Source organism: Streptomyces sp. NPDC001858 (assembly GCF_053594615.1).
The window spans coordinates 96,163-122,442 of the sequence record NZ_JBSFEV010000004.1 but is presented as its reverse complement, the minus strand read 5'-3'; the positions used below and the strand labels follow the sequence as shown (position 1 = coordinate 122,442).

Genomic DNA, 26,280 nt, shown 5'->3' with positions numbered 1-26,280 from the left:
CGCCGTAAGGCTCAGGCTTCCGGAACGGCCGTCCTCGCGCGCTTCCCCCGCCCCACCTGCGTCCGCACCGCGCCCATGCTCGCCGCGACGACCAGGGCGATCGCCGCCGCCTGGGTGGTGGTCAGGGCCTGGTCGAGGATGAGGAAGCCCGCGGTCGCGGCGACGGCGGGTTCCAGGCTCATCAGGATCGCGAAGGTGGAGGCGGGCAGGCTGCGCAGCGCGAGCAGTTCGAGCGTGTACGGCAGGACCGAGGAGAGGACGGCGACCGCCGCGCCCAGGCCCAGCGTCACCGGGTCGACCAGCTTCGCGCCCGACTCCGCGAGGCCCAGCGGGAGGAACAGCAGCGCGCCCACCGTCATCGCCAGGGCCAGGCCGTCCGCCTGCGGGAACCGGCGGCCGGTGCGGGCGCTGAAGACGATGTACGCGGCCCACATGGCGCCCGCCCCCAGCGCGAACGCCACGCCGACCGGATCGAGCGCGCCGAAGCCTCCGTCACCCCCGTGCCCGTCGCCGCCCGCTCCGGCGCTGAGCAGGAAGACGCCCGCGAGGGCCAGGCCCGCCCAGACCAGGTTCAGCGCGCGGCGCGAGGCGAAGACCGAGAGCGCCAGCGGGCCCAGCACCTCCAGCGTCACCGCCGGGCCCAGCGGGATGCGGTCCACGGCCTGGTAGAACAGGCCGTTCATCGCGGCCATCGTGACGCCGAAGACGACGACCGTCCCCCAGTCCGCGCGCGAGTGTCCGCGCAGCCGCGGCCGGCAGACGACGAGCAGCACCACCGCCGCCACCAGCAGCCGCAGCGCCACCACGCCGAGCGCGCCCGCCCTCGGCATCAGCGTCACCGCCAGCGCGCCGCCGAACTGCACCGAGATCCCGCCGGCCAGCACCAGGCCGACCGGACCGAGGGAGCCGAGGGAGCCGAGCCGGCCCGGAGCCGCCGAGAGCTGCGGGGAGGCGCCGGTGGCGGCGCCTGGGGCGGTGGCGGTCGCGGCTGCTGCGTCGGGGGGTGTCACGGGCGGTCCAGGTGCTCGGCGCGGTTCGGTTCGTTCATCACGATGCACTGTCGAGTCCAGGCTAATGGACTCCGTCAGGTGTGTGAACCGATTTTGCCGCTGTCTCGGGCTGTGAGATGCCTGCTATCGGCGCGATGCCCGCTGGCAGATGCCCGCTAGCGGCGCGCCATGTACAGGTCCAGCGCCTTCTGCAGCACCCGGTTGAGCGGGAAGTCCCACTCGCCCACGTACTCCACGGCCTGTCCGCCCGTGCCGACCTTGAAGCGCAGCAGGCCGAGCAGATGGTTGGACTCCTCCAGGGTGTCCGTGATCCCCCGCAGGTCGTAGACGGCCGCGCCTAGTTCATGGGCGTCGGCCATCATGCGCCACTGCATGGCGTTGTTGGGCTGGACCTCGCGCTTGCGGGCGGTGGACGCGCCGTAGGAGTACCAGACGTGCTCGCCGACGGTCAGCATGGTGGCGGCGGCGAGGACCTCGCCGTCGTGGTGGGCGAGGTAGAGCCGCATACGGTCGGGGTGTTCGGCGTTCAGCGCGTTCCACATGCGCTGGAAGTAGGGCAGCGGGCGCGGGATGAAGCGGTCGCGCTCGGCGGTCTCGGTGTAGAGGCCGTAGAACGCCGGCAGGTCCTCGTAGCCGCCGCGGACGACCTTGACGCCAGCGTTCTCCGCCTTCTTGATGTTGCGCCGCCACTGCTGGTTGAGACCGCCGTGCACCTCCTCCAGGGACCGTCCGGCGAACGGGATCTGGAAGACGTGGCGCGGCTGGCCGGCGGCGAACCCCTCCTCCCCCTCCGACTCGGTCTGCTGCCAGCCGGAGCGGCGCAGCCGGTCGACGACCTCGAAGGCGCGCGGATCGTACGAGCTCGGCTCCGCGTCCCGCAGCCGGTGGGCGGCGGGGTCGGCGATGGCCGCCTTGACGGCGTCGGCGCTCCAGCGCCGTACGGCGACGGGCGGGCCCAGCTTCACCGAGAACGCGCCCAGCGCCCGCAGGTGCGCGAGCAGCGGATCCAGCCAGCGCTCGACCAGGTCGGGCGCGTACCAGTCGATGACCGGCCCCTCGGGGAGATAGGCCAGGTACTTCTTCAGCTTCAGTCTGGGCAGCGGTCGCAGCAGCGCCAGCCCGACCCCCACGAGCTCCCCCGCCTCGTCGATCCATCCCAGGCTCTCCGCCCGCCAGTCCGGCTTGACGTCCCCCCACGACGGGAGCTGCATATGGCTGGCGGAGGGACGGGCCGCGACGAACGCCAGGTGCTCGGCGCGGCTGATGGACTGGACACGCAGGCTGGTACGGCTCGTACGGCTCATCCGCGGGGGCTCCTTCGCACGGTTGTGCAGACGAGCCAGCCTAGGAGTCGGCCCCGGTCATCCCTGGGACCGAGCACGCCGACCGCCACCGTGTCGGCCACACACGCGTGCAGATGGCCGACGCCAGCCACCCGCCCCGCCGGTTACACCGCCCCGCCGGTCACGCCCGCTGCGCCGCCGCGCCAGTCACACCAGCCGCCCATCACACCGCCCCACCCGTCGCGCCTGCCGCCGAACGCCCTGCCGCCCGTCACGCCCTCCCGCGCTCCCGCCCTCCCGCCAGGGGCCCCGCCCGTCAGCCCTCCGCCTCCAGCCCCTGCGCCTCCAGCCCCTCCGCCAGTGCCTCCGCGAGGTGCCTGCTCCGGACGCCCGCGAGTTGCTCCAGCTGGGTCCGGCAGGAGAAGCCGTCCGCGAGGACCACCGCGCCCTCCGGGGCATCCCGCACGGCCGGCAGCAGCTGCTCCTCCGCGCACGCCGTGGACACCTCGAAGTGGCCCTTCTCGAAACCGAAGTTGCCGGCGAGGCCGCAGCACCCCCCGCTCAGCGCCCCGGTGAGCCCCGCGGCCTCGCGGAGCCGCCGCTCGGCCGCGTCGCCCAGCACCGCATGCTGATGGCAGTGGGTCTGACCGACCGCCGGACGGTCCAGCCGGGGCGGGGTCCAGCCCGGGGCGTGCCGCTCCAGGGCCTCCGCGAAGGTGAGGACGCGGGCGGCGAGACGGGCCGCGCGCGGGTCGTCGTGCAGCAGCTCGGGCAGGTCGGTGCGCAGCGCGGCCGCGCAGCTCGGCTCCAGGACGACGACCGGTGCGCCGCTCTCCAGCACCGGTTCCATCAGGTCGAGCGTGCGGCGCAGCACCACGCGCGCGTGGTCGAGCTGGCCGGTGGAGACGTAGGTCAGCCCGCAGCAGACCCGGCCCCGGCGGGCGGTCAGCAGCGCGGCCGCCGCGCCCAGGCCCCTCGACCGGCCGTCGCCGACCGGCCGTCCCCGCATCCGCAGGGTCGGCGGCAGCGCCACCCGCAGCCCCGCCGCCTCCAGGACGCGGACGGCGGCCCGGCCCACGGACGGCGAGAGGTGGTCGGTGAAGGTGTCGGGCCACAGGACGACCAGCTCGCCCCGGTCCCGCGTGGGCTTTCGCCGCCGCCACCACGCGCTGAACGTCTCCGTCGCCAGCCGCGGGATGGCCCGCTCCGGAGCGATCCCGCCCAGCCGCCTGGCGGCGCCCGCGAGCGGGCCGACGGAGGCGAGCGCGTTGAGCAGCGGGGCCGCCCGCACCCGGCTCGCCCATCGCAGCCAGACCGGCAGCCGGCCCATGCTGTAGTGCGCGGCCGGGCGCCGACGCCCTTCGTAGTGGTGGTGCAGAAACTCCGCCTTGTAGGTGGCCATGTCGACCTCGACCGGGCAGTCGGAGCGGCAGCCCTTGCAGGACAGGCACAGGTCGAGCGCGTCCCGGACCTCCGTGGAGCGCCAGCCGTCGGTGACCAGCTCACCGGCCAGCATCTCGTGCAGCAGACGGGCACGCCCGCGCGTGGAGTGCTCCTCCCGCCCGGTGGCACGGAACGACGGACACATCACCCCCGACCCCGACCCCGACCCGGCCGCAGGCGTCGTCGTCCGGCACTTGGCGACGCCCACGCACCGGCGCACGGCCGCCGAGAAGTCGCCGCCGTCGGACGGGTACCCGAAGGCCACGTCGACCGGCTCGCGCGGGAGGACGGCGAAGCGGAGGTTGCCGTCGAGCGGCGCGGGGCGCACCAGCATCCCCGGGTTGAGCAGGTCGTCCGGGTCCCAGACGCGCTTCGCCCGCTCGAACAGGGCGACCATCTCCGGCCCGTACATCCTGGGGAGCAGTTCCGCGCGGGCCTGGCCGTCGCCGTGCTCGCCGGAGAGCGAGCCGCCGTGGGCCGCCACCAGGTCGGCCAGTTCCTCGGAGAACCGCCGGAAGCGGGCGACTCCGGTGGCCGTCAGCAGATCGAAGTCGATGCGCACATGGATGCAGCCGTCCCCGAAGTGCCCGTAGGGGGTGCCCCGTAGGCCGTGTTCCGTGAGCAGCCCGCGGAAGTCGCGCAGATAGGCGCCGAGCCGGGCGGGCGGCACCGCGCAGTCCTCCCAGCCGGGCCAGGCCTCCGAGCCGTCCGGCATCCGGGTCGCCGTGCCGCTGGCGTCCTCCCGGATCCGCCACAGCGCCCGCTGCCCGGCGGGGTCGCGCACGATCCGCGCGTCCAGCACATCCGCCGCGCGGACGATCGTCTCCGCACGCGCGTGTGCCTCGCCCGCGGACTCACCGCCCGTCTCGACGAACAGCCAGGCCCCGCCCCGCGGCAGCCCCGCCCGGTCCCGGGCCGGGACCAGGTCGGCCGCCATGCCCTCCACCGTCAGCGGCCGGTACGGCAGCAGCCCGGCCGCGGCCTCGGCGGCGGCGCCCTCGTCGGCGTAGCCGAGGACGGCGAGCGCACGCGCGCGTGGAGCCTCGACGAGCCCGACGACGGCCTCCGTCACCACTCCCAGGGTGCCTTCGCTGCCGCAGAAGGAGCGGGCGACGTCGGCGCCGTGCTCCGGCAGCAGCGCGTCGAGGGCGTACCCGGAGATGCGTCGGGGCAGGTCGGGGAAGCCGGTCCGGAGCCGGGCCAGCTCCCCGTCCACGAGCTCCCGCAGCCCGTAGGGGGCGCCCGCCCAGCCCTGCCCCAGCCGCAGCCGCCGCCCGCGCGCGGTGACGACGTCCAGCTCGCGCACGCTGTCCGCCGTCGTCCCCCAGGCCACCGAGTGGGAGCCGCACGAATTGTTGCCGATCATCCCGCCGAGCGTGCACCGGCTGTGCGTGGACGGGTCCGGGCCGAAGCGCAGCCCGTGCGGGGCGGCGGCCTCCTGGAGCCGGTCGAGCACGAGCCCCGGCTGCACGACGGCGGTCCGCGCCTCGGGATCGAGGGAGACCACCCGGTTCAGGTACCGGGTGAAGTCCAGCACGACCCCCGTCCCGGTCGCCTGCCCCGCGATCGAGGTCCCCCCGCCGCGCGCGACGACCGGCACCCGGTGCGTCCGGCACACCTCCAGCACGGCCGCGACGTCGTCGGCGTCCCGCGGGGCGACGACGCCCAGGGGGACGCGTCGGTAGTTGGAGGCGTCCATGGTCACGAGCGCGCGGGCCGTGACGCCGAACTCCACGTCCCCGCGGACGACCGGCCGCAGCGCACGTTCAAGGTCGTCAAGACCGTCGAGACCGTCAGAACTTCCGCCTTGCGTCATACGTCCCAGCAAACCAAATACCTCGTCTCACCCGACGGACGATGTTGCGGTCAGGTTTCCTCCACCGGATACCCTCCCCTCGTGGCTGAGATCCAGATTCCTGCTGACATCAAGCCCGCCGACGGTCGTTTCGGCGCGGGCCCCTCCAAGGTGCGGGTGGAGGCGCTGGACGCCCTGGCCGCCACCGGTACGTCCCTCCTCGGCACCTCCCACCGCCAGGCCCCGGTCAAGAACCTGGTCGGCAAGGTGCGCGAGGGCATCTCCGAGCTGTTCTCCCTCCCCGAGGGCTACGAGGTCATCCTCGGCAACGGCGGGTCGACGGCCTTCTGGGACGTCGCGACGCACGGCCTGATCGAGAACAAGTCGCAGCACCTCACGTTCGGTGAGTTCAGCTCGAAGTTCGCGAAGGCCGCGAAGCTCGCCCCCTGGCTGGCCGAGCCGACCGTCGTCTCCTCCGACCCGGGCACGCACCCCGAGGCGACGGCCGAGGCGGGCGTCGACGTCTACGCGTTCACCCACAACGAGACCTCGACCGGTGTCGCCGCCCCGCTGAAGCGGGTCGCGGGCGCGGACGCCGGTGCGCTGGTTCTGGTGGACGCCACCTCCGGCGCGGGCGGCCTCCCGGTCGACATCGCCGAGACGGACGTCTACTACTTCGCCCCGCAGAAGTCCTTCGCCTCCGACGGCGGCCTGTGGATCGGCGTGTTCTCCCCGGCGGCGATCGAGCGCGCGGAACGCGTCCACGCGAGCGGCCGCCACATCCCGGAGTTCTTCAGCCTCCCCACGGCGATCGACAACTCCCGCAAGAACCAGACGTACAACACCCCGGCCCTGAGCACCCTGTTCCTCCTCAACGAGCAGCTGGAGTGGATCAACGGCCAGGGCGGCCTGGCGTGGTCGTCGGCCCGCACGAAGGACTCCTCGACGCGCCTGTACACCTGGGCCGAGGAGTCCAAGCACGCGAACCCGTTCGTCACGGACCCGGCCAAGCGCTCGCAGGTCATCGGCACGATCGACTTCGCGGACGAGATCGACGCCGCCGCGATCGCCAAGGTGCTGCGCGCCAACGGCATCGTCGACACCGAGCCCTACCGCAAGCTCGGCCGCAACCAGCTGCGCGTGGCGATGTTCCCGGCGATCGACCCGGCGGACGTCGAGGCGCTCACGAACTGCATCGACTACGTGATCGAAAAGCTGTAACCGGTTCCCGTACCCCGTTCGACGACGAGGGCGCCCGACGCGACAACGCGGCGGGCGCCCTCGTCGTCGTCCCAACGGGGACGGCCCCGGGAGCGGTATCCGGCTCCCGAGGCCTGTTGTGCCACCCATTTGCGCACACCGGCGGCGTTTAAGAGTCGCGGATCATTCTGAGGTCGACGCGTTCTGCCTTTGAACTACCGTGCCACGGAAGGAAATGAAGAGGTGGAGAGAAGGAGAGGCACAGAGGGGACTTGAACCCCTATTCGTCGACGATCGTCCGCGCTCGGTCGATCCGGCGTTCGGTGGCGAATACTGAGACTGGAGCGAGAATCTGAGATTCATGGGGCCGCCTCTGCCATTTGGGCCACCCCGGCCAGTGTGCCGGGGGAGGGATTCGAACCCCCAACTGTCACCCCTGGTTCAGCTTCAACATCAGTTTCAGCTTGCGCTCTTCGCGCACCCCTCGCTCGCACGAGGGGCGATCAGGGGGCTACCGGAACAGGTAGCCGAAAACCGCGTCACCCACCCTCTGTTCGGTGACCTCGATGCCGTTGGCCTCCTCGCGGGCGTACTTCACGGCCTGCTGCAGCTTCTCGACCCGGTCGATCAGCTCGTTGACCCTGCGGGCCGGCAGCGCGCCGGAGAACTTGACCGTGGTCCAGTAGCCCACGGGCACGTCCTCGTAGTACACCTCGACCTGGGCCGGGTGCTTCTCCGTGGCCTCGGCCTTCACATGGTTGCGCGGGACCTTCTTCGTGCGGATGGTCCGCACCGCCTCCGTCTTCCACCCGTCCGTCGACGGGTCGAACGTCCACGACTCGGAGGCGTCCAGCACCGGCAGCTTGCGCACGAAGGTGTTCAGATCCGTGAGCTGCTTCTCCAGGAACAGGAGATACGGCACCGGGACGGCGGACAGCAGCACGGCGCCGTCGACGACGACGTCGGCGACCGCCGTACGGTTCGCCCAGTCCTTCGCCGCCGTCACGTCGAACAGCCGGGTGAGCGTCGCGGCGGCGGAACGCAGCACGTCCTCCGCCTTGACCTGGACCCGCGTGGACTCCGGCGGCAACTGCTCGCCCTCTTCGTCCTTCGCCTGGTAGGTGCGGGAGATTCCCGCCAGCAACGCGGGCTTCTGCACATCGTGATGGGCCTGCGTGAGTTCCTGCAGGGACTTCGACTTGACGCCTTTTTCCACGGCGATGATCTGATTGAGCTTCGGCACGCGAGGAAGCTACCAAGGCGCGACACCGACACGCATTCGATTTACGGGAGCGGACTCGGCGGCGGCGCCCGGAGAAGGGTGCCGCCGCTGTGGAAGGACCGGGTGCCCGTCAGGTGCGGGCGTCGGGGCCTTCTTCGGGTTCGTCCAGTTCGGCGGCGATGGTGTTGATGACGCCGGTGCCCGTGACGGTCACGTCGACCCGTACGGGTGCGATCGGGTTCGGCGGCACGATGGGGTTGGGCGGCACGTACGGGTTGATCCGGAGGAACGTCGGGAAGACGGTCAGCGGCGTGACCGGGCCCGGCGGGAACGAGACCGTGTCGCTGTCGGCGCCGACGAACAGGTACCGCGCGCCGGTCGTGGCGCCGACGCCGCTGGTGCCGCCCAGCCGGCTGATGATCTGCGCCGTGCCGCCGCCACCGGTGTTCGTCCTGGTGAGGACGGTGACGGTGATGCTGCCGGTGACGGCGATCTGCTCCGAGGGGCCGGAGAGGGTACCGCTGAGCGGCAGCGTGGCGGTGCGCACGCGCACGGTCACGGCCTGGGCCGGCTGGGCGGTGGCCAGCACCGCCGGGACGGTCAGTCCCAGGGCGGCGACGAACAGGGTGAGCCTTCTTGCGGCGCGTATGGCATGACCGCGCATGGGGTCTCCGATCAGATGAGGGCGGGACCGCGTGTCGAGACTCCGCCCCCGTCCCGCGAGACACTTCAGCGTGCGCGGACGACCGGCCCGCTGTCGCGCCGGATACGCCGGACGGGTGACCACGCGCGGGCCACCCGCCTCACCACAGAACCGGCCGCGCGCCCCGCACCGTCCGAGCCGCCGGAACCTCCGCACCGGCCGCCGGATGTGGGACGGCGGCGAGACGCGGCAAGGCAGCAGCGCGACGCCCGCGAGCGCACCCCACCGGCCACGCCCCACCCCACCGGCCACGCCGCACCACACCCCCGCACCACACCCCCGCAGCGCGACCGGCGGCGCCTACTCGCGGCGACGCAGCCGGCGGAGGAGGAAGGCCGCGCAGAGCACGGCGACGGCCAGCGCGCCGAACTTGACGCTGCCGGAGGCCGAGGAGCCGCCGTCGCCGTCGCCGGCCCCCGACGCGCTCGAACCACCGCCGCCCGCAGGGGACTTGGAGGCGGAGGTCGCGGCCCCCTCGGGCGCGTCCTCCGCCACCACCTCACTCGCGGTGCCCTCGGTGCCGTACATCAGCTTGGTGCCGTCGACGGAGTAGCTGACGGACTCCCCCTGCCGTTGCAGAGGCACGTCGAGCCGCCCCTTGCGCTCGATCTTCCCGCCGTTCCAGTCGTAGTGGATGCCGCCGAGGTAGCCGCGGACGGCGAGTTGGGAGCCGTCCGGGGAGAAAGCGGCGTCGGTGGCCCACAGCTCGACGGGGACGATGGGCTTGAAGACGTTCGCGCCGGACGTGGAGAGCTTCGCGGGACTCTCGTACAGATGCCCCCCGTCCTCGTGCTTGTCGATGATGTACACGCGGCCGGTCTTGGGATGGACGATCAGGGACTCGGCGTCGCGGGAGCCGTCCGAGTACTTCACGACGTACTGCTTGGCCCGGATGCTCTGGTCCTTGAGCTCCTTGGGCTCGGGGAGCTGATAGATCCAGACGTAGGGCCAGGTCACGCCGTCGTTGTCGCCGATGTCGCCGACCCAGAGCTGGTTGTCGGGGCCCATGGCGATGGCCTCGATGTCACGCGGGGTGCCCACGCCGGTCAGGGTGACCGTGGCGACCGTCTTGCCGGTGCCGCTGTCCACGGCGTAGAGGCAGGCGCAGGTGTCCTGGTCGTTGTGCGTCCAGTAGACGCCCGGGTGCTGACGGGACGCCGCCAGTCCGCTGGACTCGGTGATCCGGGGGTCGGTGACGGTGAACCCCTCGTCGCCGTCGGCGGCGGCAGCGGGCGCGGCGAGCACCCCGGTGAGCAGGACCGCGGCAAGGAACGCAAACAAGCGACGCATCCCCCAAGCCTGCCATCCCGGCCGGGGTTTCACGGCGCGTGGCCCGTCTCACACCCCCGCCCGTCCCCTGCCTCCCACTGATCCCCGATGATGAGCGGATGCTCAGGTTCATGCCCGTCGGCGACTCCCAGACGATCGGAAGCGCCGGCGAACACACATGGCGTTATCGGATCTGGCAGCACCTGCGGTCGACGTACGGCGGCCCGTTCGCCGTCGTCGGCCCGCGCGAGACGCTGTACGACAAGGCGACGGACGCGCCCACCTCCTACGAGTACGCCGATCCGGACTTCCCCCGCGCCCATCTGGCCGGCTGGGGCGAGGGCTGGCTGCACATGGCCCCGCTGATCGGCGGCGCGGTCCGCGCGCACCAAGCCGATGTGCTGCTGGTCGCCCTCGGCCTCATCGACCTGGGCTTCTACACAAACGCGGGGCAGACCGCCGCCAACGTGCGGACGTTCGTCGCCGAGGCGCGGGCGGCCAACCCCCGGGTGGGCATCGTCGCGCTGCCGGTGATCCCGAACGTCCGCGCGCAGACGGAGCCCGACTTCGCCGCCGAGGTCGCCGCCTTCAACGAACTCCTCGCCAAGGCCGTCGTCGACCTCGACGAGCCCCGCTCCCCCCTGCTGCTGGCGTCACCCCCGCCCGGCTACGAGACGCACCTCGACACCTACGACGGCACGCATCCCAACGCGAGCGGCGAGCACAAGATCGCGGAGGCCTTCGCGGAGGCGCTGTACCAGGGCTGGGAGCTGGGCGGGGAGTACGCACGCTCGGCGTGACGCCGTCCGTGATCCGGTCACCGTGCGTATCGTTGTACTGCGCGGCGGCACTGGTCCATGGGGTCGCCGGGGAGGAGCGCCACGATGACCGTCACTGAGGACAGGATCACGATGGCCGAGGAGAGCGTCGAGCTGTCTCTGGACGTCATGTTCGAGGTGCTCGAGAAAATGCCCATCCCCGAGGGAACAAAGGTTGAGATCGTCGGGGGAAACATCTTCATGTCACCGCAACGGCAGCATCACTGGGAGATCATCTCGGCCATCTTCGAGCAGTTGCGGAGCAAGTATCCCCGCAAGCGGCTCGCATCCGACGTGCGCATCGACTTCCCTGGTCATCTGAACGGCTTCGCATGCGACATGGCGGCCATGGCAGACCGCTCGGTGAAAGACAGCAAGGGACGCTGGCGCTACCAGGACGTCGAGTTCGTGGCCGAGGTCATCTCCAAGGACACGGCAGCGAACGACTACGGGCCGAAGAAGCTCGCTTACGCCACCGCCGAGGTCCCGGTGTACCTCATCGCCGACCCCTACAAGGGCCGCTGCTACCTCTACACCCATCCCAAAGAAGGCGACTACGTCACGCGGACGAAGATCGACTTCGGCGACGACATCGACCTCACCGGTACCGCCGTCGGCCTCACCCTCAAGACCGACGAGTTCCCCCGCGACTGACCGGATCCCCCTTGCCTGGAGCGCACTCGAAGCCGTTGGCTTGTGCTTCATGAAGTACACGCAGCTCGGACGCACCGGACTCAAGGTCAGCCGCCTCGTCCTCGGCACCATGAACTTCGGCCCGCAGACGGACGAAGCCGACAGCCACGCGATCATGGACGCGGCCCTCGGCGCGGGCATCAACTTCTTCGACACCGCGAACGTGTACGGCTGGGGTGAGAACAAGGGCCGTACCGAGGAGATCATCGGCAACTGGTTCGCGAAGGGCGGCGAGCGCCGCGACCAGGTCGTGCTCGCCACCAAGGTGTACGGCAACATGGCCGCCGACGGCGATGCCTGGCCGAACCACGACAAGCTGTCCGCCCTGAACATCCGGCGGGCCGTCGACGCGTCGCTGAAGCGGCTGCAGACCGACTACATCGACCTCTACCAGTTCCACCACATCGACCGCAGCACTCCCTTCGAGGAGATCTGGCAGGCGATCGACGTGCTGGTGCAGCAGGGCAAGATCCTCTACGCCGGATCGTCCAACTTCCCCGGCTACAAGATCGCCCAGGCCAACGAGACCGCCGCCCGCCGCGGCGGCACCATCGGGCTCGTCAGCGAGCAGTGCCTGTACAACCTGGCCGAGCGGCGCGCCGAGATGGAGGTCATCCCGGCCGCGCAGGAGTACGGGCTCGGGGTCATCCCGTGGTCGCCGCTGCAGGGCGGTCTGCTGGGCGGGGTCATCAAGAAGCAGGTCGAGGGCGGTCGCCGCGCCTCCGGCCGGGCCGCCGACACGCTCGCCGACCCCACCGCACGCGCCCAGATCCAGGCCTACGAGGACCTGCTCGACAAGCACGGCCTGGAGCCCGGCGACACGGCGCTGGCCTGGCTGCTCACCCGGCCCGGCGTGACCGGCCCGATCGTCGGTCCGCGCACCGCCGAGCAGCTCGACTCCGCACTGCGCGCGGTCGAGCTGGAGCTCAGCGAGGAGCTGCTGACGGGTCTCGACGAGATCTTCCCGGGCCCGGGCCCGTCGCCGGAGGCCTTCGCCTGGTAAGGCCGCCGACAACACCCCCGCGCCCCCTGTGGGGGCATGGCACAGCGGCGGCCGTCCTCGTCTCGATCACGTCGACGACGTCGACCGCATCGGTCACGTCGGTCACGTCGGTCACGTCGATCGCGTCGATCACTTTCCGACGGCCGCCGCCACCGCCACCACGACGAACATCAGCACGAGCGCACCGGCCATGATCCGGTTCCGGGTCTTCGGGTCCACGCGTCGAGCCTAACCGGCCCCGCCGAGCGCCCAGCGCCCGACCGGCTCGTAGCGGGGCTGCTCCCCGGGAACTCCGGACTTCGGCAGGTTGCTGCGCACCAGCACCAGCTCCCCCACCGTCCAGGTACGGCCCACGAAGGCGCCCAGCGCCTCGACGTACGGGCGGACGTCCAGCGCGTCCCGGCTGCGGGCCAGCGTCAAGTGGGCCTTGTAGCGGCGGTGTTCGTCCATCTCCACGCCCGCCTTGCGGGCCGCGGCCTCCGCCCGGCCGGCCAGCAGGCGCAGCGCCGGCACGTCCTCGGCCGCGCCCGCCCACAGGGCCCGCCCGCGCCCGAACTGCCCTCCGCCGCGCACCGCCAGGGCGAAGGGCGCACTGCGGTGCGCGGCCCGCTCCAGCCGGGCCGACAGGTCGGGGACGAGATCGTCGTCGACCTCGCCGTAGAAGGCGAGGGTGAAGTGCCAGCCGGGGCGGCCCGTCCAGCGCAGGCCCTCCGCACCGGGCAGCGCGCGCAACCGGGCCACCTCGGCGGCGAGTTCGTCGGCGACGTCGTCCGGGGGCAGCACTGCGGCGAAGAGTCTCATGCCCCGATTGTCCCGGCTCCCGGGGGCGTGGGCCGGGCATGATGGAGGTCATGGAGATCACCATCAGAGAAGGCGGCCCCGACGACGTCCCCGTGATACTCGGCATGCTCGACAGCAGCGTGGAGTGGCTGGTCTCACAGGGGCGCACCGGCCAGTGGGGGACGAAGCCCCTGTCGGAGAGTCCGAGCGTGCGGGAGTCGGTCGTCCGGTACATGGAGGACGGCGAGGTGTTCATCGCCGAGGCCGACGGGGCGCCGGCCGCCACCCTCACCCTGACCGGCGCACCCGGTGCCTACCTGGCCCACCTCCCGCCGCCCGGCGAGCCCGAGCGGTACATCCACTGGCTGGCCTCCGACCGCCGCTTCCAGGGCCACGGCGTGGGCGGCGCCCTGCTCGCCCACGCCGCCGAGGCGACCCGTCGCGCAGGCGTCGCGCTGCTCCGCGTGGACTGCTACGCGGGCGACGACAGGGCCCTCGTCGCCTACTACGAACGCAACGGTTTCACGGCGACGCAGGCGTTCACCGTCGGCGACCAGCGCTGGCCGGGCCAGTTGCTGGCCCGGCGGGTGTAGCGAAGGATGTAGCGACGGCCGTCACGACGCCGGAGTGAGTTCCCGTTCCGGGGTCTCTCGGGGGACGAGTCGGACCGTCGGGTGACCGGCGGTCCAGCCGAGGGAGAGGCGCAGGTTGCCGACCCGGGCCAGGACCAGGCCGATGGCGAGGGCGGCGGTGGCCGCGATCACGCCGCCGACCGCCAGGCCGGCCCGGACGCCGTACACGTCCGTGATCCAGCCCGCTATCGGCGCGCCCACGGGCGAGCCGCCCAGGAAGACCATCATGTAGAGGGCCATGACCCGCCCGCGCATGGCCGGGTCGGTGCCCATCTGGATGCTGGTGTTCGCGGTGACGTTGACCGTCATCCCGAACATCCCGATCGGGATCATGAGCAGGGCGAACAGCCAGAGCGAGGGAGCGCCGGCGGCGACCGTCTCGGTCAGTCCGAAGGCGACGGCGGCCGCGATCATCACGCGCATCTTCGCCGTGCCGCGCCGGGCGGCGAGCAGGGCGCCGGCGAGCGAGCCGACGGCCATCAGGGTGTTGAAGAGGCTGTAGGAGCCGGCGCCCGCGTGGAAGACGTCGTCGGCGAAGGCCGAGAGGTAGACCGGGAAGTTGAAGCCGAAGGTGCCGATGAACCCGACCAGGGTGATGGTCCAGATGAGGTCGGGGCGGCCGGCCACATAGTGCAGGCCCTCGCGCAGCTGGCCCTTGGCGCGCGGGGCGCGCTCGACGGCGTGCAGTTCGCGCGCCCGCATCAGCAGCAGGCCGGCGATGGGCGCGACGAAGGACAGGCCGTTGGCGAGGAACGCCCAGCCGGTGCCCACGCCGGTGATCATCAGACCCGCGACGGCGGGGCCGACGAGACGCGCGGACTGGAAGTTCGCGGAGTTGAGACTGACCGCGTTCTGCAGCTGGTCGGGGCCGACCATCTCGGAGACGAAGGACTGGCGGGCCGGGTTGTCGACGACGGTCGCGAGACCGACGGAGAAGGCCGCCACGTAGACGTGCCAGACCTGGACGTGTCCGGAGAGGGTGAGCAGGGCCAGGGCGATGCCGGTGACGGCCATCGCGGACTGGGTGAACAGCAGTGCGCGGCGCTTGGGCAGGCGGTCGACGAGGACGCCGCCGTAGAGGCCGAAGAGAAGCATGGGCAGGAACTGCAGGGCCGTCGTGAAGCCGACGGCCGTCGCGGAGCCGGTGAGGCTGAGGACCAGCCAGTCCTGGGCGATGCGCTGCATCCAGGTGCCGATGTTCGAGACCACCTGGCCCATGAAGAACAGGCGGTAGTTCCTGATTCTCAGGGAACTGAACATCGACGACGTGCGAGCGGGGGCGGAGTCTGCTCCGGGTCCCGTACTCAAAAGGGTTCGCCTCCTCGAATGCCGCCTACTCGAATGCTGCCTACAGGTGCGCGAGACGCCGTTGCGCAAATTACAGATGCGCAAGCTACAGGTGCGCGAGTTTCTCCAGCACCGGCGCCGCGTCGCGCAGCTTCGCCCACTCGTCCTCGTCGAGGCCGTCGACCAGGGTGGCGAGGAAGGCGTTCCGCTTGGCGCGGCTCTCCTCGAGCATGGCCTCGGCCTGCTCCGTCTTGGTGACGACCTTCTGGCGCCGGTCGTCGGGGTGCGGCTCCAGCCGGACCAGTCCCTTGGCCTCCAGGAGCGCCACGATGCGGGTCATCGAGGGCGGCTGGACATGCTCCTTGCGGGCGAGTTCGCCCGGGGTGGCACTGCCGTAGAGGGAGAGGGTGCCGAGCACCGACATCTCGGTGGGGCTCAGGGACTCGTCGACCCGCTGGTGCTTGAGCCGGCGGGACAGTCGCATCACGGCGGAGCGCAGGGAGTTCACGGCGGCAGCGTCGTCGCCATGGGTGAGGTCAGGCATCTCTTTAGGGTAACTCATTACTCTGGCTAAACAAGCTGGGGCGCGCCAGGATTCCCGTGACACCGGCCACGGAAACCTCTTCATCACTCGAACGAGTGAGTCGGCAGCGGAAAGTGACCGAAGTGCGGTACGCGCCCGCGACCCTCGTCTCATGGGGACCAGTGTGCTCAGCCTGCGCATGGACGGGGAGCTGCTCGAACGGCTCCGGCAACATGCCGCCAAAAGAGGAATGAGCGTCCAGGACTACGTAGTCCAGACGCTCATTCGCGACGACTTCGACGAGCGGTTCCAGACCGCCGTCGAGGAGACGGAGAAGTTCTACGGGCTCACGTAGGGCCGTCGTCCGCCCGCAGGTCGCCGTCGCCCGCCGTCCGGGCTCACAGGAGGCCCAGGGCCGGCATCAGGTAGTAGAAGACGAACACGGCGGCGACCACGTACATCGGCACCGGCACGTCCTTGCCGCGCCCGACCGCCAGGCGCAGCAGGACGAAGGCGATGAAGCCCATGCCGATGCCGTTGGTGATCGAGTAGGTGAACGGCATCATCACCATGGTGATGAAGGCCGGGATGGCGATGGTGTGGTCGGCCCAGTCGATCTCCTTGACCGAGCCGGCCAGGATCAGGTAGCCGACCGCGAGCAGGGCGGGCGTCGCGGCCTGGGACGGGACCATCGTGGCGATCGGCGTGAAGAACAGCGCGACCGTGAAGAGGCCGCCCGTGACGAGGTTCGCGAAGCCGGTGCGCGCGCCCTCGCCGACGCCGGCCGTGGACTCCACGAAGGCGGTGGTGGCGGAGGAGGAGCTGGCGCCGCCCGCGGCGACCGCGAGGCCGTCCACGAAGAGGACCTTGTTGATGCCGGGCATCTCGCCGTGGGCGTCGGTCAGCTTGGCCTCGTCGCTGACGCCCATGATCGTGCCCATCGCGTCGAAGAAGCACGACAGCAGGACCGTGAAGACGAAGAGCGTGCCGGTCAGGACGCCGACCTCGTCGAAGCCGCCGAACAGGCTGACGTCGCCGATCAGCCCGAAGTCGGGGCTGGCGACGGGGTTGCCGGGCCACTCGGGGGTGGTGAGGCCCCAGGAGGGGACGGTCGCGACGGCCTCGATGATCAGCGCGAGGACGGTCATCGCGACGATCGAGATCAGGATCGCGCCGGGCACCTTGCGGGTGATCAGCGCCAGCGTGAGCAGCGCGCCCAGGATGAAGACGAGAACCGGCCAGCCGTTCAGGTGACCGTCGGCGCCGAGCTGGAGCGGGACGGTGGTGTGGGCGACGTCCGGGATGCGGCTGACGAAGCCGGCGTCGACGAGCCCGATCAGCATGATGAACAGGCCGATGCCGATGCTGATCGCCTTGCGCAGCCCGAAGGGGACCGCGTTCATGACGCGCTCCCGCAGACCGGTGGCGACCAGCAGCATGACGACGAAGCCCGCGAGGACCACCATGCCCATCGCGTCCGCCCAGGACATCCGGGGCGCGAGCTGGAGCGCGACCACCGAGTTCACGCCGAGGCCGGCGGCCAGCGCGATGGGCACGTTGCCGATCACGCCCATGAGGAGCGTGGTGAACGCGGCCGTCACACAGGTGGCGGTGACCAGCTGGCCGTTGTCGAGCTGATGCCCGTACATGTCCTTCGCGCTGCCGAGGATGATCGGGTTCAGCACGATGATGTACGCCATCGCGAAGAAGGTGGCGAAGCCGCCACGGACCTCCCGGGACAGGGTGCTGCCCCGCTCGGAGATCTTGAAGTAGCGGTCGATCATTAGAGGTTCCTACGATCAGAAGTAGCCAAGATGGGGACGAATGCAAAACGGATTCAGTATGAACATATAACCCCGTCGGCGCTATCTCCGCGCGTAGATTTTTCCCTCTCGTAAGCTGAGCCCATGGCGAAGTGGACCCCTACGCACGAGGCGCCGGAGCCCCTGGAGGGCCCCGTGGTCGCCACCATCACCGGCGGCACGATCCTCTGGTTCGTCCTCTTCCTCGTCCAGCTCCCGTTCTACGGCTGGTTCGACGACCAGGACCGGCTGTGGTGGCTGTGGACGTGTCTGGCCGGCGCCGGGCTCGGGCTCATCGGCATCTGGTACGTCCGCAAGCGGGACGCGGCGATCAGGCGCGCGGCGACGACGGCCGAGCAGGCTCCCGCGGAGTAGGGGAACACGCTCCGGTGCACTAGGGGAACACGTTCCGGTGGCACTAGGGGATCGGCCCTACACCCGGCGTACTACCCCTCTCCTCCCCAGGTCGGATCTTCCGCTCCTTCGGGGGGTGAACCCCCAAATCCGCACGTACCGTCGATTCCATGACCCATATCGACGCACCCGCCACTGTGCCGACGGCGACCGGTCTCACCGCCGCGGAGGTCGCGCAGCGCGTCGCGCTCGGTCAGGTCAACGACGTGCCCGTGCGCAGCAGCCGCTCGGTCGGCGAGATCGTCCGGGGCAACGTCTTCACCCGGTTCAACGCGATCATCGGCGTCCTGTGGGTGATCATGCTCGCCGTCGCGCCCATCCAGGACAGCCTGTTCGGGTTCGTGATCCTCGCCAACACCGGGATCGGCATCCTCCAGGAGTGGCGGGCGAAGAAGACGCTCGACTCCCTGGCGGTCGTCGGCGAGGCCCGGCCCACCGTCCGCCGCGACGGCGCCGCGATCCAGGTCTCGACCTCCGCACTCGTCCTGGACGACCTCATCGAGATCGGCCCCGGCGACAAGGTCGCCGTGGACGGGGTGTGCGTGGAGGCGGACGGGCTGGAGATCGACGAGTCCCTGCTCACCGGCGAGGCCGACCCCGTCGTGAAACGACCGGGCGACCCGGTCATGTCGGGCAGCTTCGTGGTGGCCGGCGGCGGCGCGTTCCAGGCCACCAGGGTCGGCCGCGAGGCCTACGCCGCCCAGCTCGCCGAGGAGGCCTCCCGCTTCACGCTCGTCCACTCCGAGCTGCGCTCCGGCATCTCCACGATCCTGAAGTACGTGACGTGGATGATGGTCCCGGCCGCGCTGGGCCTGGTCGTCACCCAGCTCGTCGTCAAGGAGAACGACCTCGGGGACTCCGTCGCCCGTACCGTCGGCGGCATCGTCCCGATGGTCCCGGAGGGGCTCGTCCTGCTCACCTCGGTCGCCTTCGCGATCGGCGTCATCCGGCTCGGCCGGCAGCAGTGCCTGGTGCAGGAGCTGCCGGCCATCGAGGGCCTCGCCCGCGTCGACACCGTCTGTCTGGACAAGACCGGCACCCTGACCGAGGGCGGGATGGACGTCACCGAGCTGCGCACCCTCGACGGCGGCGACGAGAGCTACGTACGGCAGGTGCTCGGCGCGCTCGGGGAGTCCGACCCGCGGCCGAACGCCTCCCTCCAGGCGATCATCGACGCCTACCCGGACGCCGACGACTGGCGCTGCACCGAGTCCTTGCCGTTTTCCTCCGCGCGCAAGTACAGCGGCGCCAGCTTCAGCGAGGGCGACGGGGAGAGCAGCACCTGGCTGCTGGGCGCGCCGGACGTGCTGCTGGCCGAGGACGATCCCGCCCTCGCCGAGACCGAGCGGCTGCACGAGCAGGGCCTGCGGGTGCTGCTGCTGGCCCGCGCCGCCCGCGACCTGGACGCCGCCGAGCCCGCGCTCGGAGCCCGGGCCACCGCCCTCGTCGTCCTCGAACAGCGGCTGCGGCCGGACGCGGCGGACACCCTGCGCTACTTCGCCGAGCAGAACGTCCGGGCCAAGGTCATCTCCGGCGACAACGCGGTGTCGGTGGGGGCGGTGGCGGCGAAGCTCGGGCTCGACGGCGGCACGGTGGACGCCCGCCGGCTGCCCGCCGACCAGGCCGGCATGGGGCAGGCCCTGGACGAGGGCACGGTGTTCGGCCGGGTCACCCCGCAGCAGAAGCGGGACATGGTCGGCGCGCTGCAGTCACGCGGGCACACGGTCGCGATGACCGGCGACGGCGTCAACGACGTCCTGGCGCTGAAGGACGCGGACATCGGGGTGGCGATGGGGTCGGGCTCCGAGGCCACCCGGGCGGTCGCGCAGATCGTGCTGCTGAACAACAGCTTTGCGACGCTGCCGTCGGTGGTGGCGGAGGGCCGGCGGGTCATCGGCAACATCACCCGCGTGGCGACGCTCTTCCTGGTGAAGACGGTCTACTCCGTGCTGCTGGCCGTGCTGGTGGTCTGCTGGCAGGTCGAGTACCCCTTCCTGCCCCGCCACCTGACCCTGCTCTCCACGCTCACGATCGGCGTCCCGGCGTTCTTCCTGGCCCTCGCCCCCAACACGGAACGGGCCCGGCCGCACTTCGTCAGACGGGTGATGCGCTACTCGGTCCCGGGCGGGCTCGTGGCCGGCGTCGCGACCTTCACGACCTATCTGATAGCCCGTCACCACTACACCGGCGAGGGTTCGTTGGAGGCCGAGACCAGTGCGGCGACCCTCACGCTGTTTCTGATCTCGATGTGGGTGCTGGCGATCATCGCGCGGCCGTACACCTTCTGGCGGGTGCTGCTGGTGGCCTCGATGGGCGCGGGGTTCCTGCTCGTGCTGGTGGTCCCGTGGCTGCAGCACTTCTTCGCGCTGAAGCTGGTCGGGATGACGATGCCGTGGATCGCCGTCGGCATCGCGGCGGTGGCGGCGGCCGCCCTGGAATTCTCCTGGAGATGGGTCGACCGCCGTTTCCCGGCGTAGCTGAACCGTTTGCGCTGCTTGCGCTGCTTGCTCTGTGGAACCGTCTACGCGACGGAGCCGTTTACTTCACGTCGATGTAGTCGCCCGCCGCGTTGAACGCGGGGGTCGTCGCGTTGCCCGCGTAGGTGAAGCGGTAGTAGCCGTCCACGGTCGCCTTGACCGTCGTCTTCAGGCCGCCGCTGGTGCTGGACTTGATGGTCTTGACGGTGCTGTAGGTGCTGCTGCCCTTCTTGCGGAACTGCAGCTTCACCGACTGGGTGGAGACGCCGCCGTACAGACCGGTGTCCCAGTTGGCACGGGACAGCTTGCCCGTGACGGTGATGGTCTTGCCCTTCTTCACCGGCTCCGGCGTGGCGTTGACCGTCAGCGCCGACTTGCGCTGGAGCTTGGTGGTGGCCACGGCGTCGGTCTCGGCGTAACCGACCTTGGACAGGTCGATGTCGTCGTCGCTGTACGGGTCGACATCGTTCCAGTCGATGATGTAGCCGAGCGCCTTCCACGTGGTCGCGTCGGCGTTGTACAGCTCCTCACTCGGGCGGATGTCGAGGGTGGCCTTGCAGGTGGCGACCGTGGCCGAGGTGTTGGTGCAGCTCGGCCAGTTGTCGCCGAAGAGGACGTTGGCCGGCTCGGCGGACGAACCGCGGTAGATGAGCACGTCCAGCTCGATGTCGTCCGCGGTGACGTCGAGGCCCGCGCCGTGCGTGACCGTGAAGGTGACCGGGACGGTGACCTTGCCGCCGGTGCCGGCGACGATCGGGAAGCCGTTGTTGATCTTGACGTTGCCGAACTTGGCGTCCAGCGCGTACGGGGTGCCGGTGTCGGCGGTGGTCGCCTCGCCGACGTAGGCGCTCTTGCCCGACGCGGCCGCGCGGAGCGCCGTCAGGCTGTCGATCGACTTGTGCGAGTCACTGCCCGCGGCCTGTGCGGCCGGCACGGCGAAGGCGGACAGGACCAGGGCGCCGGAGACGGCGACCACGGTGGCGCGCTTGCGCATGCGTTTCCCCCTGAGGAGAGGGGCCCGGACGGTTGCCGTTCGCACGGCTCACCTCACATCCGGGGCCCGAAGTGATCATGGAGTCTGTTGACTCACCCCATCAGATGTCCGACGGGGCGTCATGGTTGTACGAGCGGTGAGAAATTCGTGCAGAAATTTCACGGACCGGGCCGCGCGTCCGATCGGCCGGGTTCCCCCGGCCGATCAGGCAAGCTCCTCCGGCCGATCAGTCGAACCAGCGGTCGCGGGCCAGTTCTCCGGTTCGGGACGGGTCCTCCAGCAGGGCCGCGACCTCGAACCGGCGCGGCCACTGCCGCGCCGCCCAGGCGAGCCCGGCGGCGACGCCCTCGACCGTGGCCGCGTGCAGGACGCCGTCACCGGTCAGCCGCCAGTCGATCTCCACGCCGTCGACGACGAGTTCGTCGTGCTCGACATAGGTGGCGGGCGTGCGCGAGCCGAGCAGCACCTGCACCGACTCGGGCACGTCGTGCTCGACGCCGTCGGAGTCGACGCCTCCGGTCACGGACTCGCTCAGCCGCCGCACCTGGAACAGCTCGGCCAGTTCGGCGGCCCGGGACGGCCGCACGGGCAGCAGCGGGACGCCGTCCGTGAACGGCAGCAGGTCGGGCGAGTCGACGACGACGGCGTCCGCCGCGTCCACCACCTCGACCCGCCCGTCGACGACGGCCCGCAGCTCGTCCGGCAGGGTCACCTGCTCGGGGTCCAGCTCCGCCAGCGCGCCGTACAGGCCGTGCAGTTGGGCGGCGCCGACGGGACGCTCCGGGTCGGCGAGCCGGTCGAGGAGTTCGGCGGCGCCGCCGGGCTCCTCCAGGAGCGCGGCGACGGAGGTCCGCACGCCGAGGGCGCGCAGCACCTGTTCGTCGTCGAAGCCGGTGGCGTCGGCCTCCTCGTACAGACCGTGCAGCAGCGGGTCGCCGCCGGCGGCCAGCAGACCGGCGGGGCGACGGCCGTCCAGGACCGGGTTCCCCCGCAGCCACCAGGCCGTGTACGGCCGGACGATCTCGTGCGTGCCGTCGGGGAGCAGGATGCGGACGGGCTGGGTGAGGGCGTCGCGCAGCGGCGGCCGGGCGAGCAGCGCGAGCGCCTGCGGCCAGCGGTCCTCGTCGACGAGCTCGAGGTCGCGGACGGCGACCAGCTCGGTGGCGACGGGCGGCACCGGGCTGTCGGGGAAGCGGTCGAGGATGTCCTCGCACCACACGTCGACGGCGTCCAGCAGGCCGGCGTCGTCCGGCTCGGCGAAGTCCCCGTCCCGCGGCTCCAGTTCGTCGGGGTCGAGGACGACGTCGGTGGCGCGGACGAGCGCGAAGTTCGCGAGGACACCGCAGGCCGCCAGCGGCCGTTCGCCCCATTTGTCCGCCAACTCGGCGTCGACGAAGGCGAGTTCGTCCTCCCGGATGACGGAGGCGAACGGGCTGCCGGGCAGCACCAGCTCCCCGGCGGGGACCAGCTCGCCCTCCTCGTCGGGCAGGGCGAGCGCGCCCAGCCACGGCTCGTCGCCGGGCTCCAGGCCCGCGCCGCGCACGAGCGCGAGCACGGTGTCGGCGAGCTCCTCGGCGTCCGGCGCGTCCTGGTCGTCCCAGGCCCCGCCGTCGTCGTCCAGGGAGGCCGCGACGGCGGCCCGCACCTGCGGGGTGGTCAGGACGGCGCGCGGGGTGGCGGGCAGCGCGCCGAGCTTCTCCAGCAGGGGGTGGGCGGCGTCCTGGTGGGCGACCTTCAGGCCCAGGCGGGCCAGGATCTCCGGGTCGAGGCCGGCCGCGTCGGGGGTGGGCAGCAGCACCTGGCGCGGACCGATCGTGGTCCGCCCGTCGGCCAGCGGCACGGGCAGCCCGGAGAGCCGGTCGGGGTCGACCCCGGCGAGGCTGTCGTAGAGCCGGTACCACCAGTCGGGGTCCTTCTCCAGACCGGCCAGCCGGTCGACGGCGTCCGCGAGCGGGATCCGGGCGACGCCCAGCGTGCGCAGCTCGACGCGCCGCTCCAGCCCGGCGGGCAGCAGCGTCGGCAGCACCTCCGCCAGCACCCGCACGGTGTCGGCGCCGGCGCCCTCGACGACCTCGGCGTCCCGCGGCCGGAGCGCCTCGGGCAGCTCGACGCCCTCGTCGCCCGCGTCCTCGTCCTTGACGGGTGCGACGGCGGGCGGCAGGAACGCGGTGCGCGGCAGCCGCTCCAGGATCGCCTGCCGCAGCGCCCCGTCCAGCTCGCCCTTCCCCAGCGGTCCGGGCACCAGGTCGATGATGCCGGGGCCCACCGGCCGCCAGTCGGCGAGGAGTCGGGCGTAGGAGTCCGCCGCCCGCTGCACCAGATGGTCGGTCAGCGGCCCGGGGGCGGCGTGCCGGCGGGTGGTGTCGAGCGGGAAGGAGACGATGAGCAGGGCGGGCACGCCGAGCGGCTCGTCGCTGGGGGTGGGGGCGTGCACGACGGGCGTGGTGCGGGGCCGGACGGGCGTCCCCTCCTCGTCGACCGGCACGGCCCAGGTCACCGACCAGTGCGGCCGCAGCCGCTCCTCCACCGGCCGGTCGGCCAGCAGCTCGGGGTCGAGGCCCCCGTGGTCGGCGACCGTCCGCCAGCGGGTGGTCCCCTCCCGGGTGTCCGCGACGACGGTCAGCGGGCCGTCCGCGAACCGGCTCAGGGTGCGGGGAGCGTCGTCGCCGATCTCGATCACGACCTCCTCCAGGCCCGGCAGGGCGAGGAGCAGGGCGTCGTCCACGGCGCCGAGGAGCCGCTCGGCGAGGTCGGCGGCGGCGGTGTCGCGCAGCGGCAGGATGACGGCCGTGTCGTACGGGTCGGGAGCGGTGCCCTGGGCGGCGAAGGGCAGCCGGAGCAGGGGCACATGCCCGTCGCGCCGCCGGATCTCGTCGCCGAGGCCGGGGCTGTGCCGGGCGGTGTCGGAGGCGAGATCGCGGGCCTCCGCGAGGTCCCAGCGGACACCGCCGTGCCGTCCGACGACGGCCGGCTCGTCGGTGACGGCGATGACGGCGGCGAACCCGACGCCGAACCGGCCGACGGCCACCTCCGACTGCCGGCTCTCCCGCTTGGCGGAGGCGCGCAGCGTGGCGAGGGACTCGACGCCGGCGGCGTCCAGCGGCGCGCCGGTGTTCGCGGCGACCAGGACTCCGTCGCGGAGGGTGAGCCGCAGCCGCCCCGGCACCCCGCCCCGGGCCGCGGCGTCGGCGGCGTTCTGCGCGAGCTCGACGACGAGCCGGTCCCGGTACCCGCCGAGGACCAGGTCCTCCTCGGCGTTGGCGTCCTCCCGGAACCGGGCGGGGCTCGTGGCCCAGGCGTCCAGGACCCCGCGACGCAGCCGGGCCGTGCCGAAGGGATCCGCGCCCTCGGGCGCCGGCCGCACGAACTTGCTCACGTTCACTCTCCTCATCGGCGTGAGGAGAAGGTATCGCGCGCCGGGAACCTCCGTGTCGCCCGTCCGTCCCGCCTGCGGACCTTCCGCGTGGCCGGGTTCCGGCACGGCCCGCACGATGGGCGCAGGGGGAACCGGAGCAGCGAGGAGCACGCAGATGCCGACCGACGAGAGCCCCTGCGACATGATGCGCCGCGTGGCGAAGGCGCAGCGCGAAGCGATCCGCCGACAGCGCAAGGAGATCCACCAGGTCGAACAGAGCATCGACACGCTCCAGCGGCAGCCGGAGCCCGACCTGGCGACGATCTCGGCCCTGGAGCGGACGCTGCAGAGCCTGACCGAGCAGCTCGAACAGAACGAGCTGACGCTGCAGACCCTCGATGAGGTGATCAGCGAGAACTGCTGATCACCGCGCACCCCGCAGCGCCCGGACCCGTCCCGGGTGTGACCCGGTGCGACCCGGTGTGACCCGTCCCGGGTGTCCTAGGAGTGGCCCAGCTCCGCCGTGTCCTCGTCCGTTGTCGTCGGGACCGAGCCCGAGTCCGGGGACGGGCGGAGCGGGAACGGGTCGACGCGGGTCTCGTCGACCACCGGCGGCGCCGGGCGCGGGGGCGTCGGCATGATCGCCGCCTCCGAGTGGCCGCCGCAGCCGTACGACAGGGAGACCACACGGCCGTCGGCCGGGGAGAACTCGTTGGCGCAGACGCCGAAGGCCTGGCCCAGGGAGCCGCCGATGGGGGTGAGGAAGCCGCAGCTGACGCAGGACGCCGGGGCCGCCTGGGCCATGGGCGTCTGGGAGCCGAAGCCCTCCTCCCAGCGGTCGGCGGCGGTGTGCAGGCCGTAGCGGGACAGGACCCGGGCCCGGCGCAGACCCAGTTCCTGGGCCACCGCGGCGATCGTGCCCCGGACCGGCGCGGTCGGCAGCTTGGCCGGCACGGCCGGGGTCACCTCCGCGTCCTCCGCCTCCGCGAGCTCGGCCATCTCCGCGGAGACGAGCGAGTTCGGCGGCGGCTCGTCCTCGCCGGAATAGCCGGGCTCCAGACGGAGATCCTCCGCGTCCGTGGGGAGCAGGTCGCCCGGACCCATGTCACCGGGGCGCAGCCGCTCGCTCCACGGGACCCACTCGGGCGCCAGGACCGCGTCGGGGCCGGGGAGCAGGACCACCTCGTCCAGCGTGACGATCTTCGCGCGGGAGGCCCGCGCCACCGTCGCCGCCCAGCGCCAGCCCCGGTAGCCCAGTTCCTTGCACTCGAAGTAGTGGGTGACCACGCGGTCGCCCTCGGAGAGCAGGCCTACGTGCTCGCCGACCACGCCGGGGGCGGCTGCCTCCTCGGCTGCGGCACGTGCGAGGTCGACGGCCTCGGCGCACAGGCGGTCGGGGGTGCGGCTTCGCGTGGTCGCTGCGCTCACAGGTATCGCTTCTCTCCTACGCCGTCTCTCGATGCGCCGGCCTGAAGGCGGCGGGTGCGGACGGAGCGGACCGCTGGGCCGCGTCGACGTCCGCGCCCGATCGCGCTCGGGCGCACCTGCTGTCATCCATTCTGCGGGATGGCCGGGAG

22 protein-coding genes are annotated in these 26,280 nt (G+C 71.8%); 9 read left to right on the top strand and 13 right to left on the bottom strand.

The genetic code is table 11. From position 1 onward, the window contains the following. Positions 1-11: 11 nt before the first annotated feature. From ACWCPF_RS07255 to ACWCPF_RS07245, 3 genes are all read right to left on the bottom strand, one after another. Entirely contained in the window at positions 12-1,010 is a 999-nt protein-coding gene (locus ACWCPF_RS07255; protein ID WP_451043974.1) for an EamA family transporter, read from the bottom strand. A 155-nt stretch (positions 1,011-1,165) separates the two neighbouring features. After that, positions 1,166-2,314, bottom strand: coding sequence for a lipid II:glycine glycyltransferase FemX (locus ACWCPF_RS07250; RefSeq protein ID WP_451043973.1), 1,149 nt, complete (start codon positions 2,312-2,314; stop codon positions 1,166-1,168). Positions 2,315-2,609: 295 nt separating this feature from the next. Then, positions 2,610-5,552, bottom strand: a complete 2,943-nt coding sequence (locus ACWCPF_RS07245) for an FAD-linked oxidase C-terminal domain-containing protein (protein ID WP_451043972.1) — start codon at positions 5,550-5,552, stop codon at positions 2,610-2,612. Between the two features lie 81 nt (positions 5,553-5,633). Between ACWCPF_RS07245 and serC the strand changes: the two genes are divergently transcribed. Further along, positions 5,634-6,752, top strand: a complete 1,119-nt coding sequence (serC, locus tag ACWCPF_RS07240) for a phosphoserine transaminase (RefSeq protein ID WP_451043971.1) — start codon at positions 5,634-5,636, stop codon at positions 6,750-6,752. A 490-nt stretch (positions 6,753-7,242) separates the two neighbouring features. On the opposite strand, the gene ACWCPF_RS07235 is transcribed toward serC, so the two are convergent. The 3 genes from ACWCPF_RS07235 to ACWCPF_RS07225 all read right to left on the bottom strand — a co-directional run bounded on the left by ACWCPF_RS07235 (position 7,243) and on the right by ACWCPF_RS07225 (position 9,946). After that, on the bottom strand, positions 7,243-7,974 hold the full coding sequence (locus ACWCPF_RS07235; RefSeq protein WP_451043970.1) for a DUF7873 family protein: 732 nt from the start codon (positions 7,972-7,974) through the stop codon (positions 7,243-7,245). 109 nt (positions 7,975-8,083) lie between these two features. Beyond that, positions 8,084-8,617 carry a hypothetical protein gene (locus ACWCPF_RS07230; protein WP_451043969.1) on the bottom strand — a complete coding sequence of 178 codons (534 nt, stop codon included), beginning with the start codon at positions 8,615-8,617 and terminating at the stop codon, positions 8,084-8,086. Positions 8,618-8,956: 339 nt separating this feature from the next. Further along, the gene (locus tag ACWCPF_RS07225) at positions 8,957-9,946 is read right to left on the bottom strand and encodes a WD40 repeat domain-containing protein (protein ID WP_451043968.1); all 990 of its coding nucleotides are present in this window, start codon (positions 9,944-9,946) and stop codon (positions 8,957-8,959) included. Positions 9,947-10,044: 98 nt separating this feature from the next. Between ACWCPF_RS07225 and ACWCPF_RS07220 the strand changes: the two genes are divergently transcribed. The 3 genes from ACWCPF_RS07220 (at position 10,045) to ACWCPF_RS07210 (ending at position 12,439) form a co-directional block, all read left to right on the top strand. Then, positions 10,045-10,725, top strand: coding sequence for an SGNH/GDSL hydrolase family protein (locus ACWCPF_RS07220; RefSeq protein ID WP_451043967.1), 681 nt, complete (start codon positions 10,045-10,047; stop codon positions 10,723-10,725). Between the two features lie 84 nt (positions 10,726-10,809). Continuing rightward, entirely contained in the window at positions 10,810-11,397 is a 588-nt protein-coding gene (locus ACWCPF_RS07215; RefSeq protein ID WP_451043966.1) for a Uma2 family endonuclease, read from the top strand. A gap of 49 nt (positions 11,398-11,446) precedes the next feature. Further along, positions 11,447-12,439, top strand: coding sequence for an aldo/keto reductase (locus ACWCPF_RS07210; RefSeq protein WP_451043965.1), 993 nt, complete (start codon positions 11,447-11,449; stop codon positions 12,437-12,439). A gap of 228 nt (positions 12,440-12,667) precedes the next feature. On the opposite strand, the gene thpR is transcribed toward ACWCPF_RS07210, so the two are convergent. Beyond that, positions 12,668-13,240, bottom strand: a complete 573-nt coding sequence (thpR, locus tag ACWCPF_RS07205; protein WP_451043964.1) for an RNA 2',3'-cyclic phosphodiesterase — start codon at positions 13,238-13,240, stop codon at positions 12,668-12,670. 50 nt (positions 13,241-13,290) lie between these two features. Between thpR and ACWCPF_RS07200 the strand changes: the two genes are divergently transcribed. Continuing rightward, a complete protein-coding gene (locus ACWCPF_RS07200; RefSeq protein WP_451043963.1) occupies positions 13,291-13,812 on the top strand; it encodes a GNAT family N-acetyltransferase in 522 nt (173 codons plus the stop codon). A gap of 21 nt (positions 13,813-13,833) precedes the next feature. Here the strand turns inward: ACWCPF_RS07200 and ACWCPF_RS07195 are convergent, their stop codons facing one another. Together ACWCPF_RS07195 and ACWCPF_RS07190 are read right to left on the bottom strand one after the other, a co-directional pair. Continuing rightward, positions 13,834-15,111: an MFS transporter gene (locus ACWCPF_RS07195; RefSeq protein WP_451043962.1), complete on the bottom strand. Its 1,278-nt coding sequence runs from the start codon at positions 15,109-15,111 to the stop codon at positions 13,834-13,836. 133 nt (positions 15,112-15,244) lie between these two features. Beyond that, positions 15,245-15,682 carry a MarR family winged helix-turn-helix transcriptional regulator gene (locus ACWCPF_RS07190; protein ID WP_451043961.1) on the bottom strand — a complete coding sequence of 146 codons (438 nt, stop codon included), beginning with the start codon at positions 15,680-15,682 and terminating at the stop codon, positions 15,245-15,247. A 151-nt stretch (positions 15,683-15,833) separates the two neighbouring features. Here ACWCPF_RS07190 and ACWCPF_RS07185 point away from each other — a divergent pair, with 151 nt between their 5' ends. Beyond that, positions 15,834-16,016, top strand: a complete 183-nt coding sequence (locus ACWCPF_RS07185) for a ribbon-helix-helix protein, CopG family (RefSeq protein ID WP_451043960.1) — start codon at positions 15,834-15,836, stop codon at positions 16,014-16,016. A 43-nt stretch (positions 16,017-16,059) separates the two neighbouring features. Here ACWCPF_RS07185 and ACWCPF_RS07180 read toward each other — a convergent pair whose 3' ends face one another. Continuing rightward, complete coding sequence (locus ACWCPF_RS07180) at positions 16,060-17,445, bottom strand: NCS2 family permease (protein WP_451043959.1); 1,386 nt, start codon at positions 17,443-17,445, stop codon at positions 16,060-16,062. 123 nt (positions 17,446-17,568) lie between these two features. On the opposite strand from ACWCPF_RS07180, the gene ACWCPF_RS07175 reads away from it, so the two are divergent. Together ACWCPF_RS07175 and ACWCPF_RS07170 are read left to right on the top strand one after the other, a co-directional pair. Continuing rightward, the gene (locus tag ACWCPF_RS07175; RefSeq protein WP_451043958.1) at positions 17,569-17,838 is read left to right on the top strand and encodes a DUF2530 domain-containing protein; all 270 of its coding nucleotides are present in this window, start codon (positions 17,569-17,571) and stop codon (positions 17,836-17,838) included. Between the two features lie 149 nt (positions 17,839-17,987). Then, positions 17,988-20,354 carry an HAD-IC family P-type ATPase gene (locus ACWCPF_RS07170; RefSeq protein WP_451043957.1) on the top strand — a complete coding sequence of 789 codons (2,367 nt, stop codon included), beginning with the start codon at positions 17,988-17,990 and terminating at the stop codon, positions 20,352-20,354. 61 nt (positions 20,355-20,415) lie between these two features. Here the strand turns inward: ACWCPF_RS07170 and ACWCPF_RS07165 are convergent, their stop codons facing one another. Continuing rightward, positions 20,416-21,348 (bottom strand): hypothetical protein, encoded by a 933-nt coding sequence (locus ACWCPF_RS07165; protein WP_451043956.1) that lies wholly within the window; start codon positions 21,346-21,348, stop codon positions 20,416-20,418. Between the two features lie 226 nt (positions 21,349-21,574). Next, positions 21,575-24,724, bottom strand: a complete 3,150-nt coding sequence (locus tag ACWCPF_RS07160) for a sacsin N-terminal ATP-binding-like domain-containing protein (RefSeq protein WP_451043955.1) — start codon at positions 24,722-24,724, stop codon at positions 21,575-21,577. 154 nt (positions 24,725-24,878) lie between these two features. Between ACWCPF_RS07160 and ACWCPF_RS07155 the strand changes: the two genes are divergently transcribed. Next, positions 24,879-25,127, top strand: coding sequence for a hypothetical protein (locus ACWCPF_RS07155; RefSeq protein WP_451043954.1), 249 nt, complete (start codon positions 24,879-24,881; stop codon positions 25,125-25,127). A 77-nt stretch (positions 25,128-25,204) separates the two neighbouring features. On the opposite strand, the gene ACWCPF_RS07150 is transcribed toward ACWCPF_RS07155, so the two are convergent. Then, complete coding sequence (locus ACWCPF_RS07150) at positions 25,205-26,131, bottom strand: DUF3027 domain-containing protein (RefSeq protein ID WP_451043953.1); 927 nt, start codon at positions 26,129-26,131, stop codon at positions 25,205-25,207. Between the last annotated feature and the right edge of the window lie 149 nt (positions 26,132-26,280).

Excerpts from the sequence above, each read along its gene's own strand:
- ACWCPF_RS07250 (WP_451043973.1), bottom strand. The coding sequence starts at position 2,314 with ATGAGCCGTACGAGCCGTACCAGCCTGCGTGTCCAGTCCATCAGCCGC.
- ACWCPF_RS07245 (WP_451043972.1), bottom strand. The coding sequence starts at position 5,552 with ATGACGCAAGGCGGAAGTTCTGACGGTCTCGACGGTCTTGACGACCTT.
- ACWCPF_RS07230 (WP_451043969.1), bottom strand. The coding sequence starts at position 8,617 with ATGCGCGGTCATGCCATACGCGCCGCAAGAAGGCTCACCCTGTTCGTC.
- ACWCPF_RS07225 (WP_451043968.1), bottom strand. The coding sequence starts at position 9,946 with ATGCGTCGCTTGTTTGCGTTCCTTGCCGCGGTCCTGCTCACCGGGGTG.
- ACWCPF_RS07220 (WP_451043967.1), top strand. The coding sequence starts at position 10,045 with ATGCTCAGGTTCATGCCCGTCGGCGACTCCCAGACGATCGGAAGCGCC.
- ACWCPF_RS07215 (WP_451043966.1), top strand. The coding sequence starts at position 10,810 with ATGACCGTCACTGAGGACAGGATCACGATGGCCGAGGAGAGCGTCGAG.
- ACWCPF_RS07210 (WP_451043965.1), top strand. The coding sequence starts at position 11,447 with ATGAAGTACACGCAGCTCGGACGCACCGGACTCAAGGTCAGCCGCCTC.
- thpR (WP_451043964.1), bottom strand. The coding sequence starts at position 13,240 with ATGAGACTCTTCGCCGCAGTGCTGCCCCCGGACGACGTCGCCGACGAA.
- ACWCPF_RS07200 (WP_451043963.1), top strand. The coding sequence starts at position 13,291 with ATGGAGATCACCATCAGAGAAGGCGGCCCCGACGACGTCCCCGTGATA.
- ACWCPF_RS07195 (WP_451043962.1), bottom strand. The coding sequence starts at position 15,111 with ATGTTCAGTTCCCTGAGAATCAGGAACTACCGCCTGTTCTTCATGGGC.
- ACWCPF_RS07190 (WP_451043961.1), bottom strand. The coding sequence starts at position 15,682 with ATGCCTGACCTCACCCATGGCGACGACGCTGCCGCCGTGAACTCCCTG.
- ACWCPF_RS07185 (WP_451043960.1), top strand. The coding sequence starts at position 15,834 with ATGGGGACCAGTGTGCTCAGCCTGCGCATGGACGGGGAGCTGCTCGAA.
- ACWCPF_RS07180 (WP_451043959.1), bottom strand. The coding sequence starts at position 17,445 with ATGATCGACCGCTACTTCAAGATCTCCGAGCGGGGCAGCACCCTGTCC.
- ACWCPF_RS07175 (WP_451043958.1), top strand. The coding sequence starts at position 17,569 with ATGGCGAAGTGGACCCCTACGCACGAGGCGCCGGAGCCCCTGGAGGGC.
- ACWCPF_RS07170 (WP_451043957.1), top strand. The coding sequence starts at position 17,988 with ATGACCCATATCGACGCACCCGCCACTGTGCCGACGGCGACCGGTCTC.
- ACWCPF_RS07165 (WP_451043956.1), bottom strand. The coding sequence starts at position 21,348 with ATGCGCAAGCGCGCCACCGTGGTCGCCGTCTCCGGCGCCCTGGTCCTG.
- ACWCPF_RS07155 (WP_451043954.1), top strand. The coding sequence starts at position 24,879 with ATGCCGACCGACGAGAGCCCCTGCGACATGATGCGCCGCGTGGCGAAG.